The following is a 17695-nucleotide window of genomic DNA, read 5'->3' as shown; positions in this document are numbered from 1 at the left end:
TGCAATCCGCCGAAGTATTGAAGATGGGCGGATGATGCTCGGCGCGGGTGTGATGGCACGAATCGAATGAAGCGAAGGTAACTATCATTCGGAATGATATAAGGGCCGAGGCAGCCCTCTAGCATGCACCTTTCGTTAGGCGGCTATCAATTGGTCTGAAGGCAATTCTGTGTTGCCTGATCTGCAATGATTGCGACCGAAGCTGCACGCGGAGAATTATCCGACGATTAAGCGCTTCGTTGTTGTTTCGGCACGTTGCCCGCTTGCCCGAACAATCGCCAATATCCAGGTGAATTTCGCTCTGACATGAGCGTAACCTCATGCTCCGACATTCACCGTTCCCGGACGATTATTTATGCGCGACCTGCCCCCGACCGCGACCCTGCGCGCTTTTGAAGTAGCCACCCGGCACCCGACGTTCACTGCTGCAGCGCAGGAACTGCACGTGACTCAAAGCGCTGTCAGTCATCAGCTCCGGCACCTTGAAGATCTTTGGGGATTGCAATTGTTCGAGCGCGGCAAAGCGTTACGCCTCACCGCAGCGGGGGCGACGCTGGCGCCGATCGTGCGCGAGTTTTTCATGAGCATCGAGGCAACGCTGGAGGACCTGCGTGAGCAAAAGGACAGGGTTCGGCTGAGCGTCAGCACCACTTATTCGTTCGCGCTGAAGTGGTTGCTGCCACGCTTGCCGAGCCTGTCTCGCCAACACCCGGAACTGTTGGTATCGCTGGATACCACGGACAAAGTCATCCATTTCGCCAGCGGCGAAGCCGACGTCGCGATCCGTTTGGGCAAGGGCAATTATCCCGGTCTGTACTCGGAGTACCTGTTCGGCGAGCAGGTGTTTCCCGTGGCCAGTCCCGAATTGCTGCGGCGCGTCGGCAGGCCGGACAGTCCCGCTGAGTTGCTGCAGATGCCGTTACTCATTCGCGACGGCGCCGAACTGGCGCCGAAATGGGAGGTGTGGTTTCAGTCCGTCGGGCTGGAGTTTTTACCGCTGCGCGAAAGCGTCAGGTTCGGCGACACCAATATGACGGTGGAAGCTGCGTTGCTCGGCCAGGGAGTGGCGCTGGTACGCAGCGGGCATGTCGAAAATGAAATCGGCGATGGCCGTCTGGTGAGGCTGTTCGACGTGCCATTCCAGTCGCCGCTGGCCTACTATTTCGTCTGCCCCAAAGGCCTTGAAGCCCAGCCGCACATCCTCAGGTTTCGCGAATGGTTGCTCGGCGAGGCGTTGAAGGTGCAGAGCGCCCAGCGTTGAGGTATGAGCTATTGCTCATGCTGCAATGAGGAGACTTCTCTGTAACGCCGGCGCCGGGGATGCCTAGAATGCTGCATGCCCAGCCAACTCGTATTCCTCGTTCTGTTCGCCGCGCTTCTGCACGCCAGCTGGAACGCACTGCTGCGCGGCGGCGCCGATCGGCTCTGGTCTATGACGATGATGTGCGTGCCCATCGCCATCGTCTGCGCCGTCGCCGCCGTTTTCATGGTCCCGCCGGCACCCGAGAGCTGGGGTTACGCGCTGCTGTCGGCACTTTTGCATGTTGGCTACAACCTGTTTCTGGTGCGCAGCTATCGGATCGGTGACCTTGGGCAGATCTATCCGATCTCCCGTGGATCTTCACCCGCGCTGATCACTCTCGGCGCCGCACTGTTCGCCGGCGAAACCATCACACCCGGCGAACTGCTCGGCATTGGCCTGGTATCGGGAGGAATCATTTCCCTGGCGTTCCGCGGACGCAGCCTGTCGGTGCCGAGCCTGCCGTATGCGCTGGGCACCGGTTGCTTCATCGCCGCCTACAGTGTCGTCGATGGTATTGGCGCCAGGCTTTCCGGAGCGCCACTCGCGTATACGGTGTGGATGAGTGCCCTGTGGGGCGTAATGATGCCGGTGGTTTATATCTGCATGCGCGACGCCCGCAGCCTGTTTTCCATGCGGCCCGGAATGCTCACCGCTGTGGTCGGCGGCCTGGTCTCCTTGCTGGCCTACGCCATCGTTATCTATGCGATGAACGAAGCGCCGCTGGGCGCGGTGTCGGCCCTGCGCGAAACCAGCGTGTTGTTCGCGGCATTGCTCGGCTATCTGTTCCTCGGCGAAAAACTCACCGTTCGCCGTATGCTCGCATGCGTGGTTATCGCCAGCGGCGCCATCATCATCGGCTGATACAGGCCAACTGCTCAGGAGAACGTCTCATGGATAAAGTCTCGCCGGCCCCGCTGATTCTGATCACCGGCGGCAGTCGCGGAGTGGGCGCCGCCACCGCCAGACTCGCCGCAGCACAAGGCTACGACGTCGCCATCAGCTACGTCGCCAACGAGTCCGCCGCGCTGGCGGTGGTGGCTGATGTCGAAGCATTGGGATGCAAGGCGCTGGCGGTGCGTGCTGACAGTGCCGATCCTGAGCAGGTTGCTCAACTGTTCTCGGTCATCGATCGTTCATTCGGGCGTATCGACGTGTTGGTCAATAACGCTGGCGTGCTGGCGCAACAGTCACGAATGGAGGACTTGGGCTTCGAACGCATGCAACGCATCTTCGCGGTCAATGCTCTCGGGCCGATCCTGTGCGCGCAGCAGGCAGTCAAGCGCATGTCTCAGCGCCATGGCGGAGCAGGCGGCGTGGTGATCAATATTTCTTCTGCCTCGGCCCGGCTGGGCAGCCCGAATGAATACGTCGACTACGCAGCGTCGAAAGGCGCGCTGGAAACCTTCAGCATCGGCTTCGCCAAGGAAGTCGCCCGCGAGGGAATCAGGGTCAACTGCATTCGCCCGGGGCATATCTACACCGACATGCACGCCAGCGGCGGCGAGCCGGGGCGGGTCGATCGGGTCAAGGATTCGATCCCGATGGGCCGTGGCGGACAGCCCGAGGAGGTGGCGCGGGCTATCTTGTGGCTGGCCAGCGCGGAGGCCTCGTTTGTCACCGGGACTTTTCTGGATGTGACTGGCGGCAAGTAATTCGGGTGGGGAAAGAGGCTTACAGGCGTTCTGGTTCGAGATTTGAAGCGGGAGCCTTATCTTTCTGTTCTTGCCAGTCAAGCCATTGGGTCAGGGCGTTGATCAGTCGTAGGCAAGTGCAACTGCACTTCCATGGCGTCATGCAAGAGTCTGACGACCTCGATCACGTCGTCGTTTGCCACGCGATAGAACACGATATGGCGGGGGCTTTTGACCGTTCCATGGATTGATTTCGCCTGCTGGCGCGAATAGATGAGGTGATAACTGCGAAGGCCTGGCGCAAGCTCATCGCGGTCAAGGCTGCCAATGCGAAAAGGCGTTTCGGCGAGCGCTTGCAGCGCTGCGAGGATCAGCGCTTTGTAGCGCTGGCGTGCTTGGTCGCCGAATTGGGTCTGGGAGAGTCTGAGAATGTCGACAATGTCGGCGCGCGCGGGGTTGGAAATCCGATATCGCTGCATCCTCAATGCTTCTCCCGAGTGGGAAGGGTGGCCTCTTGGCTCAAGCCCTCGAGGTAAAGTTCCAGATCCCCTTCGCTCACCTGAGTAAAACGACCTTGCTCAAGATCCATGATGCCGATCGAGGTCGCCTGACGCAGCGCCTCGATTTTGGCGGTATCTTCGGCGACGCGCTGCTCCAACAGTCGCAAGCCTTCGCGCATTACCTCGCTGGCATTTTGATAACGGCCGGACTGCACCAAGTCATGGATAACCTGTTCCTGGTGAGGGGTGAGCACAACGTTTCGCGTCGCCATAAGGAGCTCCAGCTTTGGTCAAACAGTTTTTACGGTCATTGGCATACTATGCCATTTGGCTTTGTAGCACACCGTTTGCAATGGAATATGACGGACTGCCTCATACGGTCGGAGCCCATCGCGCAGTGTCCACCGATCCCCCCAACCTATGAAAGGCCGGAAATGATCAGCTAAACAGCCTGCCCGACGAGACCTAAAGACTATCCGGATCCCCAAAAAACATCTGAATCCGCGACCTCAACCACCGCTCCCCCGGGTCGTTGTCCTGCGACCCACGCCAGGCCATGTGCAGTTCAAACGTACGCGTCGGCAGCGGCGGATCTTCAGCACGCAAACCGCCAGCTGCCGTCAGTGCGTCCGCCGTGTAATCCGGCACCGTCGCGACAATGTCGGTGCCCGCCAGCAGCGTCCCCAAACCATTGAACTGCGGCACTGCCAGCACCACGTGGCGTTTGCGTCCAAGTTTTTCCAGTTCTTCGTCGACAAAACCACTGAGATCGCCAGCAAACGACACCAGCGCGTGCGGACGGGCGCAGTAGTCGTCGAGGCTCAACGGGCCTGGCACGGTGTCGGCGCGCAGGAGCTTCGGTGCGCTGCGGCGCAGGACCTTGCGTTTGGCGTTGGCCGGCAGGTCGGTGGTGTAGCTGACGCCGATGGAAATTTCGCCGGAAGCCAGCAGGCCGGGCATCAGTATGTAGTTGACCCGCCGCACGACAAGGACGATGCCCGGTGCTTCCGCGCGCAGGCGCTTGAGCAGCATGGGCAGCAGGGCGAATTCGACGTCGTCGGACAGGCCGATGCGGAACACCGAAGTGCTGGTCGCCGGATCGAAATCCGCGGCGCGACTGACGGCGGTCGAGATCGAATCGAGGGCCGGCGAGAGCAGGGCGAAGATTTCCACGGCGCGCGCGGACGGTTCCATGCTGCGGCCGGTGCGGACAAACAAGGGATCGTCAAACAGGCTGCGCAGACGCGACAGCGCTGCACTGATTGCCGGTTGGCCGAGGAACAATTTTTCCGCGGCCCGAGTCACACTGCGTTCGTGCATCAATGTTTCGAACACGATCAGCAGGTTCAGGTCGACACGACGCAGGTCATTACGATTCATCTGGAGTCCTGGCAGAGTCATCAAACTTGACGAGGGCGACCATATGAGAACAATGGCCGGCATGAATCTTACGGGGAAAGGCTGGTACTCTGCACCGGAAAATTCAGCTTTACTGCGACGGTGGCAGGCCTTTTTTCATGGATTTTGCCAATGCCGCCCCTGCTGCGGAATCAATGACAGGCATGTCGACTATTAATAGCCACTGATGGTCTTGGGTCGAAAGCCCAGATAGAGTTCATGGCATTAGAGGTTACTTTGACGAGGTTTGCGATGTCCCGCACGATCCGTTTTCACAAGTTTGGTCCGGCCGAGGTGCTCAAATGCGAAGAGCATGCGGCCGCTCAGCCAGGTCCTGGCGAAGTGCAGGTGCGTGTCGAGGCGATCGGCATCAGCTGGTACGACACCCTGTGGCGTCAGAATCTGGCGTCTTCCCAGGCACGTCTGCCTTCAGGCCTCGGTCATGAAATGGCTGGCGTGGTGACTGCCGTTGGCACTGATGTCGACGACCTGTCCGTCGGCGACAAGGTGGCCAGTTTTCCGGCGGAGAGCCCGAACGATTACCCGGTGTATGGCGAGTCGATCGTCCTGCCGCGCACGGCGCTGACCCGTTACCCGGATGTGCTCAGCCCGATCGAAGCCAGCGTGCATTACACGCCGTTGCTGATCGCCTACTTCGCTTATGCGGATCTGGCGCGGGTCAAACCCGGTCAATTTGCCCTGGTGACTGACGCCAGCCACTGTGCCGGTCCGTCGTTTGTCCAGCTTGGTAAAGCGCTGGGTGTGCGAGTGATCGCGGCGACCAAATCGGCGGAGGAGCGTGAGTACCTGCTGTCCCTCGGGGCGGAAAAGGTCATCGTTACCGAAGAAGAAGATCTGTTGATGCGCATCAACAAGATCACCGACAACCGCGGCGTCGATGTGGTTTTCGATGGGCTGGGCGGTCCGCAGATGTCGCTGCTCGGCGATGTGCTGGCGCCACGCGGCAGTCTGGTTCTGTACGGCCTGCAGGGTGGTAATCAGACGCCTTTCCCGGCCTGCGCAGCGTTCCAGAAGAACATCCAGTTCTTTGTGCACTGCATCGGCAACTTCACCGGCAAGCCCGAGCTGGGCATTGTCCAGGACCACGTCGCTCTGCAGCGTGCTCTGCGTGACATCAACCAGTTGACCGCTGACCGCGTGCTGCTGCCGCTCAAGACGCGTGTATTTGCGTTCAACGAGTTCGTCGAGGCACACCGCTACATGGACGAATGCCCATGCCGCGAGCGGGTCGCACTGCAAGTCGAAACCGCGTAAATCCGCTCATCAGAGTCCGTGCCCCCACGGACTCTTTTCTGTTTATATTTTCCGCTGTCCGTAAACCCTCCCCGTATCCAGCATTGGCCCTTTCAGCAACTGAACTGGTTTTTGCCTTCCATCTGTATCTTCTAATCACACTATAAGCACTGATAATTGAATGATTACTTTCATCTCAAGGAATGAGCTATGGCTGTGCATTCAATTTGTCCGGGGCAATATCAAACCGCTAGCTCTGCTGGCTTCGTCAATTTCTGTTTAATTGCTGTAGGGCGATTCGGAAGTTGCTTCTTCTTTTCTTGTAATGATTTGTCGTGGGACGTTGTGGGAAGTTTCCTCGGATCATTTTCGAATGGAGAAAGGCCAATGAATGCGGGTGGTTGAGCGTGTGCCCTGGCATTCCGAAGGTTTTCTTCAGGTGAAGTGTTTCAAATAACTACAACTTTGTAAGTGTTAGCATTTCAGCGTCTATTACTTATTGATCCAATTGTCGCGCGCCCATCGTCATGTCTGCGCGGCATGAAACTTTTGATACCGGGTAAATACCGATGAGCACGATCCATGATCAGGCAATGAACTATGTCTATCAGCAAGTACTGCAGCGTCTGCTGAGTTTCTTTTCCCGAGCCGAGCGCACGGCATTGCAGTTGCTGATACAGCGCCTGGTGGTGGCCGCTGGGGGCATGGAAAACATAGGGCAGTTCAAGGTGCTGGTGCATCAGTCCGGCCTGCGCGACGGTTGCTACACCCTGGCCTTGCTGCGGGCCGCGCAGTTGACCATTGCCGGACGTGCTCCGGCGACCTTCCAGTTGCGCGTGGCTTCCCTGCGCTGGAATGGCGACAGCCCGCTCGCCCTGCAAAATCTGCATCGCAGCTACAGCGCACTGTTCCTTTATGACGATCCGCGGGTCGAGGTGCTGATGGTGGATAACCGAGAGGTGCTGCCGTTCGACCACCGCACGTCTGTCAGCGATGAAGGGCGAGAGGCCAGCCGAGTCAATCTGCTGCTGGTCGGGCACTGTCGCACCTGGCTTGAAACGCCTGAATTATGGGATGACGCCTATTTGGCGACGGCCGAGTATTACAGCCAGATCGCCCGCTGGAACAATGGTGTCGACGCCATGATCAGCACTGAAACCAAAGGCGGTCAGCAACACTTCCTCGAAGGCCTGAACCGTGCGATGCAGCGAGTGGCAATAGCCGGTCCCGGGCTCGTCGATGCCGGATTCGAAACGCTTTTTCCACTGCTCGACGGGCTCGGTGATGACTTTTACCGGGAACTGCGTGCCGATGATGACCGCATGGCGTGGCGCCCGGAAGGTGAGTTCGAAGCCTGCCGGCGCACAAGCTTTATCGACATCAACGACATGATGGTCGGCAAAATCGAGGACCGCTGGCCGCTGCTGGGCGAATTTCTCGGTTATGAACCTGACGACCTCGCGCTGTACCAGGGCGAAGCGGTGTTTGCTGACCCTCTGATTTCGGCGCATGTACGAGGGTTGTACGCACACTATATCGAGGGGCGTGCCTATGACGCGGGTATCGACGATTACGTCCGTCACACGCTGGCCGACATGCGGCGAAAGCAGGTCGCCGAGCCTGTCTGCGAGCACTTGCTGGCCAGTTATGACAATGCCGGCGGGCCAGAGCAGCTGCGGGCGCTTGCCGAGGACTACCTGATCAATGGTTTCGGATTGAACGAAACACAGTTGGCGTGCCTGCTGTTCGCCCCGTTCATCGACAACGGCAAAGGTCTCGAGCGGTTCCTGCGCAACTGTCACCCCGGCATGCTGGTCGCCATGCCTGACCTGCACCGCGCCATGCAAGGCTTGCACGCGCCGGAGCAGGTTTTGAAGTGGATAACGGAAGTGAGCGGGTTGCCAGTCAGGCTGGTGATCCGTCTCTATGCAATGGGCCCTGTGCAAATTCATGCGCCTGCGCAATTCGCCTCGCAGAGTGCGGGTTCGGATGAGGCGGGTTCGGCCATGCCGTTCGAGCGGTCGACGGAACGCTGACGGTGTGCCAGAGCCTGGATTGTCAGCCAATATCTACGGAAATGAGGGTGTGAAAGGCGCGCGGGACAACGACTTTGTTTATCAGGCGGTTTATCGATATCTGACCACGCTGATTGATGATGCCGGAGGTGGTGCGGCGGTACGCATGCCTTCCTTGCGACAACTGGCAGACCGCCTGAATGTGTCCATCTCAACAGTGCAATACGCCTATTCGCTTCTGGAAAAGGAAGGTCGAGTCTATTCGATAGCCAAGTCAGGGTATTACGCGCAAGCGCTGTTCAGCATTGATGTACCCGGTAACGGCAATGATCTGCTGGAGACCGTTTACGTCAACGCCAGACGTCCCGGGATGTGTGTGTTGAGCGCCGACGAACCGGCCTCGTTGCAACCGCTGGACAGTCCGTTGTTGACGATGGAACGTGAGCTTTTGCGTCAGTATCCGCGTCAGCTACAGACATTCGTGCAACCTTGCGGTGAGCTGGAGTTGCGGGTTGCGCTGGCAGCGCGGTACACAAGCTCGACAGAGCATTTCTGGCACGCTGATGACATCTATATCGGCGCCGATTTGCGTGGGGTCCTGGAGATTCTGATTTCGGTGCTTGAATTGCGTCAGGCTACTGTGATTGTCGAATCCCCTTGCGACTGGGTGATATTGCGCCTGCTCGAATCGTCCGGGGTGCGCGTGATCGAATGGCCATTGATGGTCGAAGGCGTGCTTGATCTGTCGGCACTGCAATCACTGCTCGCGAGCGAGTCGGTACGTCTGGTTCTGTTGTCTTCGGTGTTGAGCATGCCCCACGGCAAGGGGCTCACCCATGAGCATCAGCAGGCCACCGCGCAGTTGCTCAATCAACATGGCATTTGGGTGCTGGAAAACGACTGCTACAGCGAGCTTGACGAGCGCAATGATTCGCAGCGGTTGCGCAGCTGGCTTGATCCTGAGCGTCTGCTGGTATTTTCCACTTTCGAGAAATTCATCGGTGCTGAAGCGCCATTCGGCTTTGTCTTGTCGCGTTACTGGCGTGAGGAGTTGCAACGCCATTTTCTGCTGCGCGCGTTTCGCTTGTCGCCTATCCGCCAAAAGGCGATTGCGCGGCTGTTGAATGGTGGGCGGCTTGATCAGCATTTATCCGTGCTGCGGCGAATGCTGGGTGAGCGGCGAGCCGGGTTGATTCAGATATTGCACGAACGTCTTGGCGATACGCTGCAGATAGTCGAGCCGCAGGGCGGGGCGACGGTATGGGTGCGTTCGTTACGTCCGGTAGATATGGCGAATGTGTTTCATCGACTGCTCAAGCAACAGATCATCGTCGCCCCCGGCGAGCTGTTCAGCCTGCAAGGTCTGCATGCGGACCATCTGCGTATAAGCGCGTTGCACCATGGCGAGCGGGATCTGCCGGGTGTCATAGGCTTGCTCGGCGATGCCTTGCGCCTGTCGCCCGGTCAATAACGTTAAAAAACATCGGGCGATGTTTGGATACATCCCGTCGCACAGTGGTCAAACTGCCAGTAAACTGCGCAGCATTTCCTGAACCACTCCGATTTCAGAGGTTTTTGCATGACACTCAGTCCTTTTGCGGGCAAACCGGCACCAGCAGAACTGTTGGTCGATATCCCGCGACTGGTTACGGCCTATTACACCGGCCAGCCTGATGCAGCGATTTCTACCCAGCGAGTGGCGTTCGGCACCTCGGGCCACCGCGGCAGCTCCTTCGATCTGAGTTTCAACGAATGGCACGTTCTGGCCATCAGCCAGGCGATCTGCCTGTACCGTGAAGCCCAGGGCATTACCGGCCCGCTGTTTGTCGGCATCGACACCCATGCCTTGTCGACCCCGGCCGGCGCCAGCGCACTGGAAGTCCTCGCCGCCAACGGTGTAACGGTGATGATCGCCGAAGGTGACGAGTACACGCCGACCCCGGCAATTTCCCATGCCATCCTCTGCTACAACCGCGGCCGTACCTCCGGCCTGGCTGACGGTATCGTCATCACGCCGTCGCACAACCCGCCACAAAGCGGTGGCTACAAATACAACCCAACCAACGGTGGCCCGGCCGATACCCACATCACCAAGTGGATCGAAGCCAAGGCCAACGAGCTGCTGGCGAACAAACTGGCCGGCGTCAAGCGCATCAGCTACGAGCAAGCGCTCAAGGCCAGCACGACCCATCGTCACGATTACCTGAACACCTATGTCGCCGACCTGATCAACGTCATCGATTTCGATGCCATTCGCGACGCCAAGCTGCGTCTGGGTGTCGATCCGCTGGGCGGAGCTGGGGTGCGCTACTGGTCAGCGATCGCTGAGCACTATCGCCTGGACCTGGAAGTGGTGAATAAACAGGTCGATTCAACGTTCCGTTTCATGACGGTCGACTGGGACGGCCAGATCCGCATGGACCCATCTTCCAGCCACGCGATGCAGGGCCTGATTGGTCTGAAAGAGCGTTTCGACGTGGCGTTTGCCTGCGACCCGGATCACGACCGCCACGGCATCGTCACGCCGTCCGGTGGTTTGCTTGCGCCGAACAACTATCTGGCGGTGGCGATCGACTACCTGTTCCAGAATCGTCCGCAATGGCGCGCCGATGCTGCTGTCGGCAAAACCGTGGTCAGCAGTGGCCTGATCGACCGCGTGGCCAAGCGCCTTGGCCGTCGCCTGTACGAAGTGCCGGTCGGCTTCAAGTGGTTCGCCGACGGTCTGTTCGATGGCTCGCTGGGTTTTGGCGGTGAAGAGAGTGCCGGCGCCTCGTTCCTGCGCAAGGATGGCGGCGTATGGAGCACCGACAAGGACGGGCTGATTCCAGCCTTGCTCGCCGCCGAAATGACTGCGTGCACCGGGCGCGATCCAAGCCAGGCCTACCACGCGTTGACTGATGAACTGGGCGAGCCGTTCTCGGTACGCGTCGATGCCAAGGCCAACCCGGAGCAGAAGGCACTGCTGAGCAAGCTGTCGCCGCAGCAGGTCACGTCGACCGAGCTGGCCGGCGAGAAGATCCAGAGCATCCTCAGCCATGCACCGGGCAACGATCAGGCCATTGGCGGTCTGAAAGTCATGACCGAAAACGGCTGGTTCGCCGCGCGTCCGTCGGGCACCGAAGACATTTACAAGATCTACGCCGAGAGCTTCATCAGCGACGACCACCTCAAGCAACTGGTGGCCGAAGCGCAAACCCTGGTGGATGGCGCTATTTCCACCAAGTGATGCACGCATGAAAAAGGGCAACCGTGATGGTTGCCCTTTTTTATTGCCTGCGGATCAGGCCAGGTCAACCAGCACGATCTCGCTGTCTTCGATCGCCGTGACCGTCAGAACTTGCTCATGTGCCACCGCCACACCGTCGCGCGCTTGCGCACGCAAACCGTTGACTTCGATCACGCCAGTGGCCGGAACCAGATAGGCGCGACGTCCCTCGTCCAAACGGTATTCGGCAGTTTCACCGGCCTTGATGTTCGCCGCGACCAGACGTGCATTGGCGCGAATGTGCAGGCTCTCATCGTCGCCAGCCTTGCCGCTGGCCAGCGTGACAAAGCCTTCACGCTCACCTTTGGGAAACGGCTTGGCTCCCCAGGATGGAGGGGCACCGGTTTCAGTCGGCAGAATCCAGATCTGGAAGATCTTGGTTTCCTTGTCCTCAAGGTTGTATTCGCTGTGGGCGATGCCGGTGCCGGCGCTCATCACCTGTACGTCGCCCGCTTCGGTACGGCCCTTGTTGCCGAGATTGTCCTGGTGGGTGATCGCACCTTCACGCACGTAGGTGATGATTTCCATGTCGCGGTGTGGATGCTGCGGGAAACCGGTGCCTGCGGCGATGATGTCATCGTTCCACACGCGCAGATTGCCCCAGCTCATCCGCTGCGGGTCGTAGTACTCGGCAAATGAAAAGTGGTGATGCGCGTCCAGCCACCCGTGATGGGCGCCGCCCAGCGAGCTGAAGGGTCTGAGTTCAAGCATGATCGTCTCCTTGATAGGGTTCGTCAGGGGGCGGGCCCCGTGGTTGATGACGACGATCATCTATCAGGCAATCATCGATAAAAAGCGCAAAAACTGCCGCATCATGATCAGGTAATTAGATGGGAAGGCGCCGCGGAATCATTTCATCCGACTTTCAATTCGTCGCCTAAACCGATGACCTGTAAGCATTTCGCTAGAACTCATGAGCAAATCCAGCCACCATAGCCGCCACAGCCTCACACCCTGGAGTCCCTCAGCGTGGCGCAACACACACCCGATCTTCCCCCTGAACTACGGCCACTGGCCGAGATGCCCTGGTTCAAGCGTCTGGCCGCGCGATTCTTCGGTCACGGCCTGACCAAGCTGCGCGCCCAGCACCGCGCCTCGTGGCTGCACGGGCAAGCTGACGGCTTTCGCAGCGGCCACACCGCTGGCGTCGAGTACGGTTTCAAGGAAGGCAAACTCGAGGGGTTGGAAGAGGGCCGCCAGGTCCTGTTGATCCGCGACATCCGCAATACCGAGCATCGCCCGCCCAGCGTTGACAACAACCTGTTTGACGACTGGCGCCTGCCGCTGACAGCGGAACTGAAAAAACGCATCAAGGCTGACGTCGCCCGTTTGCTCCCGGCCCACGCCCAGCCCAGTGTCGCGCAATGGAAAATGATCTTCAGCGACACGCCGTCCACCTCGGTGGTGGCCGGTGCCGGCGCTGGCAAGTCGACCACGCTGGTGCTGCGGATTCTCTTGCTCAGCCATTATCTGGGTTTTGAGCTGGATTCAATGACCGTAGTGACCTTCACCCGTGAGTCGCGCAAGGACTTCATCAACAAACTCATTCAAATCTTCACGCTGTGGGGCCAGCCGCTGAACCTCAAACAGGCCCGCGAACTGGTTAGAACCTTTCACTCACGCATTCTGCCGATGGTCCGCAGCCTGCCGGGTTTCGAGCGTTTGCAGGCCTTCGAAAATCTCAGCGATCGCCCGCAAAGCGGCGCAGAGGAGGTCGACAGCAATCCGTTTGACCTGCGCATCAACGATGCGCAGCGACAGCAACTCAATGCCTGCTATCACCGCTTGTTCAACGACGACGAGCGTTTCCGCCAGTTGATCCAGCCGCTGTCCCGCGCCGGGCTGCAATTGAAGGAGCTGGAACGCGATCATCCCGATGTGCAGAAGCGCATGGCGGTGACCGAGCTCGCGGCCAAGCGCGATGAAGAACTGTGCGACGTCATCGAGGATCTGTGGTTTCGCGCAGGTGCGTGGCCGATCAAAGGCATCGAGCCCAATCGGCAAACGTTCGAGATCAACGGCTCTACGTTCCACTGTCACGGTTATATTCCCAGCCTTGATGCCTGGGTGGTCCTGGGCTTCGATCCGAGGGAGAACGCCCAGCTCAGCCGCGCCAATGCCAAGTTGAGTGTCCGTGCAGAATGGGCGGTCAAGCGCACTCTGTTTCAAGCTTTCTGTCGCAAGCCATTGATATGGCTGGATAGTTACGAATCCTCCAAACGTGTTCTGGCGACATTGGCCGGCGATGCCAGCGCCGGTCCTGGCTTCGATTACAAGGTCAAAGGCGAGCTGGCATCGGCACCATTGCTGGATTGTTTCGTCGGCGCAGCAGGCTTCATCGAAAATCTTGGCCTTGATGTGCCGGACGCGGTCAGCCGCATGAGCTTCGCCAAGGACGATCCCGACCGGTTTTTCTTCGAGGCCTTGAGCCTGTTCTGGCGCGCGTTCGAGGATCATCTGCTCGATCAGAAACCGCCCGTGATGACCTACAACCGCATGTTTGCGCTGTTCAGCGAGCATTCACCGGAAAACCTCAAGCTGCTCAGCGATGAGCTGCTGCGGCCCATGGCGCATCTGATGATCGATGAATTCCAGGACGTTTCGCCGCAGATCGTTTCGTGGATTCGTGCCAGCCTGAATGAAGTTCGCAGCCGCGGCCCGGCCATGCACGTCGGGCGAGGCGCCCAGCGCTCGTCGCTGTTGTGTGTCGGCGATGACTGGCAATCGATTTACGGCTGGCGCGGCAGTTCGCCGAGCTATTTCATGGAATTCAACAAGGAATTCCCCTCGCCGAGCACAACGCGGGTCATGCTCAGCGACAACTACCGCAGCCATCAGCACATCATCGATGCCGCCGAACACATTGTTCGCGCAGCGCCGGCGATCGCGGGCAAGAAGGCCAAGGCCAGTGGTGAGTCCAAGCCGCTGCACCCGGTGAATGTGCTTGAGCGTGATGATGAAGGGCTCGGTCAGCGCCTCGCCGAGCATTATCGACGGGGCGATTCAATCTTGATGCTCTATCGAAAAGGCAGCGATAAGGTATTGATTGAACAGCATATTCAGCCAGTACTTAATGTCGATTCGAGCTTGCCATACGAGGCCAGGCGGCTGAAACAGTTGACCTATCACAGTGCCAAAGGCTTGCAGGCCGATGCAGTGTTTCTGCTGGGCGACTGTCAGCACCTGACGAGTTCGCCGTACAAGAATCAGGTCTATCGTATGGCTGGACTGGGTAAAACCGGCGACAGCGAGCCATATGACAGTGCGCAAAAGGACGAAATCCTGCGCTTGGCTTACGTAGGCATCACCCGGGCCGTCAGCCATTGCTACTGGTACGTCGAACCGCAGGAAACCCAAGCGGTGAACATGCCGCGAGCCTCGGATCGGGTTGCCAAGGGCAAGCCATTCTTTGTCGATCATCGAACCGAAAAGGCCAGCGCCTGAGCAATAAAAAGCCCGCATCGCTGCGGGCTTTTTGTTTTAAATCAGTAGGTTAGGCGTAATTCTTCAGAGACTCCGGAGGAGTGAAAGCTTCCAGCTCATCCTCGATGGCTTCGATGATTCGCTCGACATCCGCCGCGTTCATTACCGTCGCACAGGGAATACCAGCGATGGCAATCATGGTTTCGCCGCTGGCACGGTCGAACAGACGGGCGATCATGCTGCCCGGCGCATCCATCGTCGCCTCGAAACCCATTGGATGAAAATGCCAGCGCATCAGCTGGCAGGCGTTGGGGAAGGTGACTTTGCTGAACCCTTTATTCATGGTGTTGCCCGCCTGCTTCATCGAGCGCTTCCTTTTGCTCATGTTAGGTGGGAAGAGCCTTCATTGGCTCAACCAGTGCTTGAGCTTTAAAAGTAGCATCCGTGTGTGAAAAAACTGTGAGTTTTTTCAGTCCGTTTAGCGATTGATTCGCATTTTTTGATGTAAGTCACTGGCTGGTCGATTATCGCCAAAACGCCACCATGGATTTTTCATTGAAGCGGCAGAGGAAGTTGGGCAAGCTCGGTTCTTTTTCGCCGAGCCGCTTATGCACGCCGATGACGACGGCCCAGAACAGACCCAGGCCACGGCCGCCACGGTCATGCGCTATCACCTGAGCTGGAAGCATCGGGATCTGGACAGCGTCATGGCGCTTTATCACGCCGATATCCAGTACAACGATTTTTTTCAGAATCGCGTGCTCGGCCTGGATGAGTTGCGCGAATACGTGCGCGTGAGCATGCCGCGAGAATCCGACGAACTGCTCGAACATTGCGACCGCATCCGGGTGGATGGCAACACCGCATTCATTCAGTACGAGGTGACCTTGCGCGGCGGCGATGGCCTGGTGTCGTTCCGCTCCAGCGAAGCGATCACGGTCAAGGACGGCTTGATCTGGCGCGTCAATGAATATGCCTCGCTGGTGCGTACCCAGGCCGACGGTAGCGCGACGCCGAGCCAGCGCCCGGCGGTGAGTCGTCTCGGTCTGTCACCGCGGCAACTGAGTTTCATGGCCGAAGACCTGCAGCAGTATTTCGAAAAGCAGCAACCTTATCTGGATCCTGAGCTTGACCTGCAACGGGTGGCGAAGGAGTGCGGGTACAGTCGCAATCAGATTTCCTATCTGCTCAACCAGGTGCTGGGGCAGAGCTTCTATCGCTACGTGAATCAGGCGCGCCTGCAACATTTGCTGCGCACGCTGGACCGCGCCACGCTGCCGTTGCGCGTCGATGAGCTGGCGTTTGCCGCCGGGTTCAACTCGTTGTCGGCTTTCTATAAATGCTTCCGCGAGCACACCGGCCAGTCGCCCAAGGCGTATGCCAAACAAATTTCTCTGCGGGCACGCGCGCAAGACAGCCACTGAAGGCAACCACTAGGATCGACGCCATCGAAGGTTTTCAATGGCGGAGTCTGGGATGTCGGCGTGGCGCACGATCAGTTTGTGGATGGATCAGCTCGATGAGCCGCTGCTGGCGCGGCCTGCGTTGGAGCGGGACCTGGACGTCGACGTGGCAATCATCGGCGCCGGTTATACCGGACTGTGGACGGCGTACTACCTGAAGAAACACGCGCCCGGCCTGGATATCGCCATCATCGAGGCGCAAACCGCCGGATTCGGTGCGTCCGGCCGTAATGGCGGCTGGCTGATGGGCAACCTGCTCGGCGAGGATCGCCTGTTGGCCGGGGTGTCGCCAGAGCAGCGCCGCGCCTCATTCGACCTGCTGCACAGCATTCCGGATGAAGTGGAGATCGTCCTCGAACGCGAAGGTATCGACTGCGATTACCGCAAGGGCGGGGTGCTTTACTGTGCTGCGCGATACCCCGAGCAGGAAACCGTCCTGCGCGATTATCTGAGCAAGCTGCACGCTCAAGGCCTGACCGACAACGACTACCGCTGGCTCAGCCCCGAGCAACTGGCCCAACAGATCCGCGTGGCTAAGCCCTACGGCGGCATCTTCGCCCCCCATGTCGCGACCATTCACCCGGCGAAACTGGTGCGAGGTCTGGCGCGGACCGTGCAGAACATGGGGGTGAAAATCTACGAAAACAGCCCGGTCACCCACTGGCAGTCCGGCAGTTTGCGCACCGCCAAAGCCAGCGTGCGCAGCCGCTGGATCGTCCCGGCCGTGGAAGGTTATTCGGTGACGTTGCCGCCGCTGGGCCGCTATCAGTTGCCGGTGCAAAGTCTGATCGTCGCCACCGAGCCGTTGTCCGCTGCGACCTGGGATGAAATAGGCCTCAATCGCGGCCAGGCCTTCAGTGAATTCAGCCGTCAGGTCACCTACGGCCAGCGCAGTGCCGACAATCGTCTGATCTTCGGCGCCCGTGGTGGTTATCAGTTCGCCGGCAAGCTGCGTCATGACTTCAACCTGACCCGTGATGAAGTCGAGCTGCGCCGCTATCTGTTCGGCGAACTGTTCCCGCAACTGAAAAACGTGCAGATCACCCACGCCTGGGGCGGCAATCTCGGCATGTCGCGGCATTTCAAGCCGCACATGCTCTGCGATCGTGCCAATGGCATCGCTCTGTCTGGCGGTTACGGCGGGGAAGGTGTCGGTGCCAGCAACCTCGGCGGACGCACCCTGGCCGATCTGATTCTGGAGCGCGACAGCGAACTGACCGAGCAACCGTGGGTGCTGCCCGACGGCGGCATTCATGCGCTGCGCGCCTGGGAGCCGGAGCCATGCCGCTGGCTGGGCTACAACGCGATCATCAAAAGTTTCGTGCACGAAGACCAGACCCTGGCCAACCCGGCCACGGCACCGTGGCGGCGCAAGCTGGCCAGCCGGGTCGCCGGGTTCATGGAAGGATTCATGCACTGAACGTCGTTTACCTCAATAAACAG

At 59.1% G+C, this 17695-nt stretch carries 15 protein-coding genes; 10 read left to right on the top strand and 5 right to left on the bottom strand.

Going from position 1 to position 17695, the window contains the following annotated elements:
• Positions 1–355: 355 nt before the first annotated feature.
• The 3 genes from gcvA (at position 356) to GXB78_RS04925 (ending at position 2955) form a co-directional block, all read left to right on the top strand.
• Positions 356–1261: a transcriptional regulator GcvA gene (gene gcvA, locus GXB78_RS04935; RefSeq protein WP_329514552.1), complete on the top strand. Its 906-nt coding sequence runs from the start codon at positions 356–358 to the stop codon at positions 1259–1261.
• A 75-nt stretch (positions 1262–1336) separates the two neighbouring features.
• Positions 1337–2164, top strand: coding sequence for a DMT family transporter (locus GXB78_RS04930; RefSeq protein WP_329514551.1), 828 nt, complete (start codon positions 1337–1339; stop codon positions 2162–2164).
• Positions 2165–2193: 29 nt separating this feature from the next.
• On the top strand, positions 2194–2955 hold the full coding sequence (locus GXB78_RS04925; RefSeq protein ID WP_329514550.1) for an SDR family oxidoreductase: 762 nt from the start codon (positions 2194–2196) through the stop codon (positions 2953–2955).
• 77 nt (positions 2956–3032) lie between these two features.
• On the opposite strand, the gene GXB78_RS04920 is transcribed toward GXB78_RS04925, so the two are convergent.
• From GXB78_RS04920 to GXB78_RS04910, 3 genes are all read right to left on the bottom strand, one after another.
• On the bottom strand, positions 3033–3413 hold the full coding sequence (locus GXB78_RS04920) for a type II toxin-antitoxin system RelE/ParE family toxin (protein WP_329514549.1): 381 nt from the start codon (positions 3411–3413) through the stop codon (positions 3033–3035).
• 2 nt (positions 3414–3415) lie between these two features.
• Positions 3416–3706 (bottom strand): type II toxin-antitoxin system ParD family antitoxin, encoded by a 291-nt coding sequence (locus tag GXB78_RS04915; protein WP_329514548.1) that lies wholly within the window; start codon positions 3704–3706, stop codon positions 3416–3418.
• Between the two features lie 193 nt (positions 3707–3899).
• Positions 3900–4814, bottom strand: a complete 915-nt coding sequence (locus GXB78_RS04910; protein ID WP_225926638.1) for a LysR family transcriptional regulator — start codon at positions 4812–4814, stop codon at positions 3900–3902.
• Positions 4815–5084: 270 nt separating this feature from the next.
• Here GXB78_RS04910 and GXB78_RS04905 point away from each other — a divergent pair, with 270 nt between their 5' ends.
• From GXB78_RS04905 to pgm, 4 genes are all read left to right on the top strand, one after another.
• Positions 5085–6107, top strand: a complete 1023-nt coding sequence (locus GXB78_RS04905; RefSeq protein ID WP_329514547.1) for a zinc-dependent alcohol dehydrogenase family protein — start codon at positions 5085–5087, stop codon at positions 6105–6107.
• Between the two features lie 548 nt (positions 6108–6655).
• Positions 6656–8122: a hypothetical protein gene (locus GXB78_RS04900; RefSeq protein ID WP_329514546.1), complete on the top strand. Its 1467-nt coding sequence runs from the start codon at positions 6656–6658 to the stop codon at positions 8120–8122.
• Between the two features lie 49 nt (positions 8123–8171).
• Entirely contained in the window at positions 8172–9572 is a 1401-nt protein-coding gene (locus tag GXB78_RS04895; RefSeq protein ID WP_329514545.1) for an aminotransferase-like domain-containing protein, read from the top strand.
• Between the two features lie 108 nt (positions 9573–9680).
• Positions 9681–11327 carry a phosphoglucomutase (alpha-D-glucose-1,6-bisphosphate-dependent) gene (gene pgm / locus GXB78_RS04890; protein WP_329514544.1) on the top strand — a complete coding sequence of 549 codons (1647 nt, stop codon included), beginning with the start codon at positions 9681–9683 and terminating at the stop codon, positions 11325–11327.
• Positions 11328–11381: 54 nt separating this feature from the next.
• On the opposite strand, the gene GXB78_RS04885 is transcribed toward pgm, so the two are convergent.
• Positions 11382–12077, bottom strand: coding sequence for a pirin family protein (locus GXB78_RS04885; RefSeq protein ID WP_329514543.1), 696 nt, complete (start codon positions 12075–12077; stop codon positions 11382–11384).
• A gap of 258 nt (positions 12078–12335) precedes the next feature.
• On the opposite strand from GXB78_RS04885, the gene GXB78_RS04880 reads away from it, so the two are divergent.
• A complete protein-coding gene (locus GXB78_RS04880) occupies positions 12336–14810 on the top strand; it encodes a UvrD-helicase domain-containing protein (RefSeq protein ID WP_329514542.1) in 2475 nt (824 codons plus the stop codon).
• Between the two features lie 49 nt (positions 14811–14859).
• On the opposite strand, the gene GXB78_RS04875 is transcribed toward GXB78_RS04880, so the two are convergent.
• Positions 14860–15132: a DUF1652 domain-containing protein gene (locus GXB78_RS04875; RefSeq protein ID WP_039761582.1), complete on the bottom strand. Its 273-nt coding sequence runs from the start codon at positions 15130–15132 to the stop codon at positions 14860–14862.
• Positions 15133–15397: 265 nt separating this feature from the next.
• Here GXB78_RS04875 and GXB78_RS04870 point away from each other — a divergent pair, with 265 nt between their 5' ends.
• Together GXB78_RS04870 and GXB78_RS04865 are read left to right on the top strand one after the other, a co-directional pair.
• Positions 15398–16213 carry a helix-turn-helix domain-containing protein gene (locus tag GXB78_RS04870; protein ID WP_329514541.1) on the top strand — a complete coding sequence of 272 codons (816 nt, stop codon included), beginning with the start codon at positions 15398–15400 and terminating at the stop codon, positions 16211–16213.
• 52 nt (positions 16214–16265) lie between these two features.
• Positions 16266–17672 carry an NAD(P)/FAD-dependent oxidoreductase gene (locus GXB78_RS04865; protein ID WP_329514540.1) on the top strand — a complete coding sequence of 469 codons (1407 nt, stop codon included), beginning with the start codon at positions 16266–16268 and terminating at the stop codon, positions 17670–17672.
• The last annotated feature ends 23 nt before the right edge of the window (positions 17673–17695 follow it).

The organism is Pseudomonas moraviensis subsp. stanleyae (assembly GCF_036283065.1).
GTDB classification, from domain to species: Bacteria; Pseudomonadota; Gammaproteobacteria; order Pseudomonadales; family Pseudomonadaceae; genus Aquipseudomonas; species Aquipseudomonas stanleyae.
Note: the sequence above shows the minus strand (reverse complement) of the source record. Positions and strands in the feature narration are given on the sequence as shown.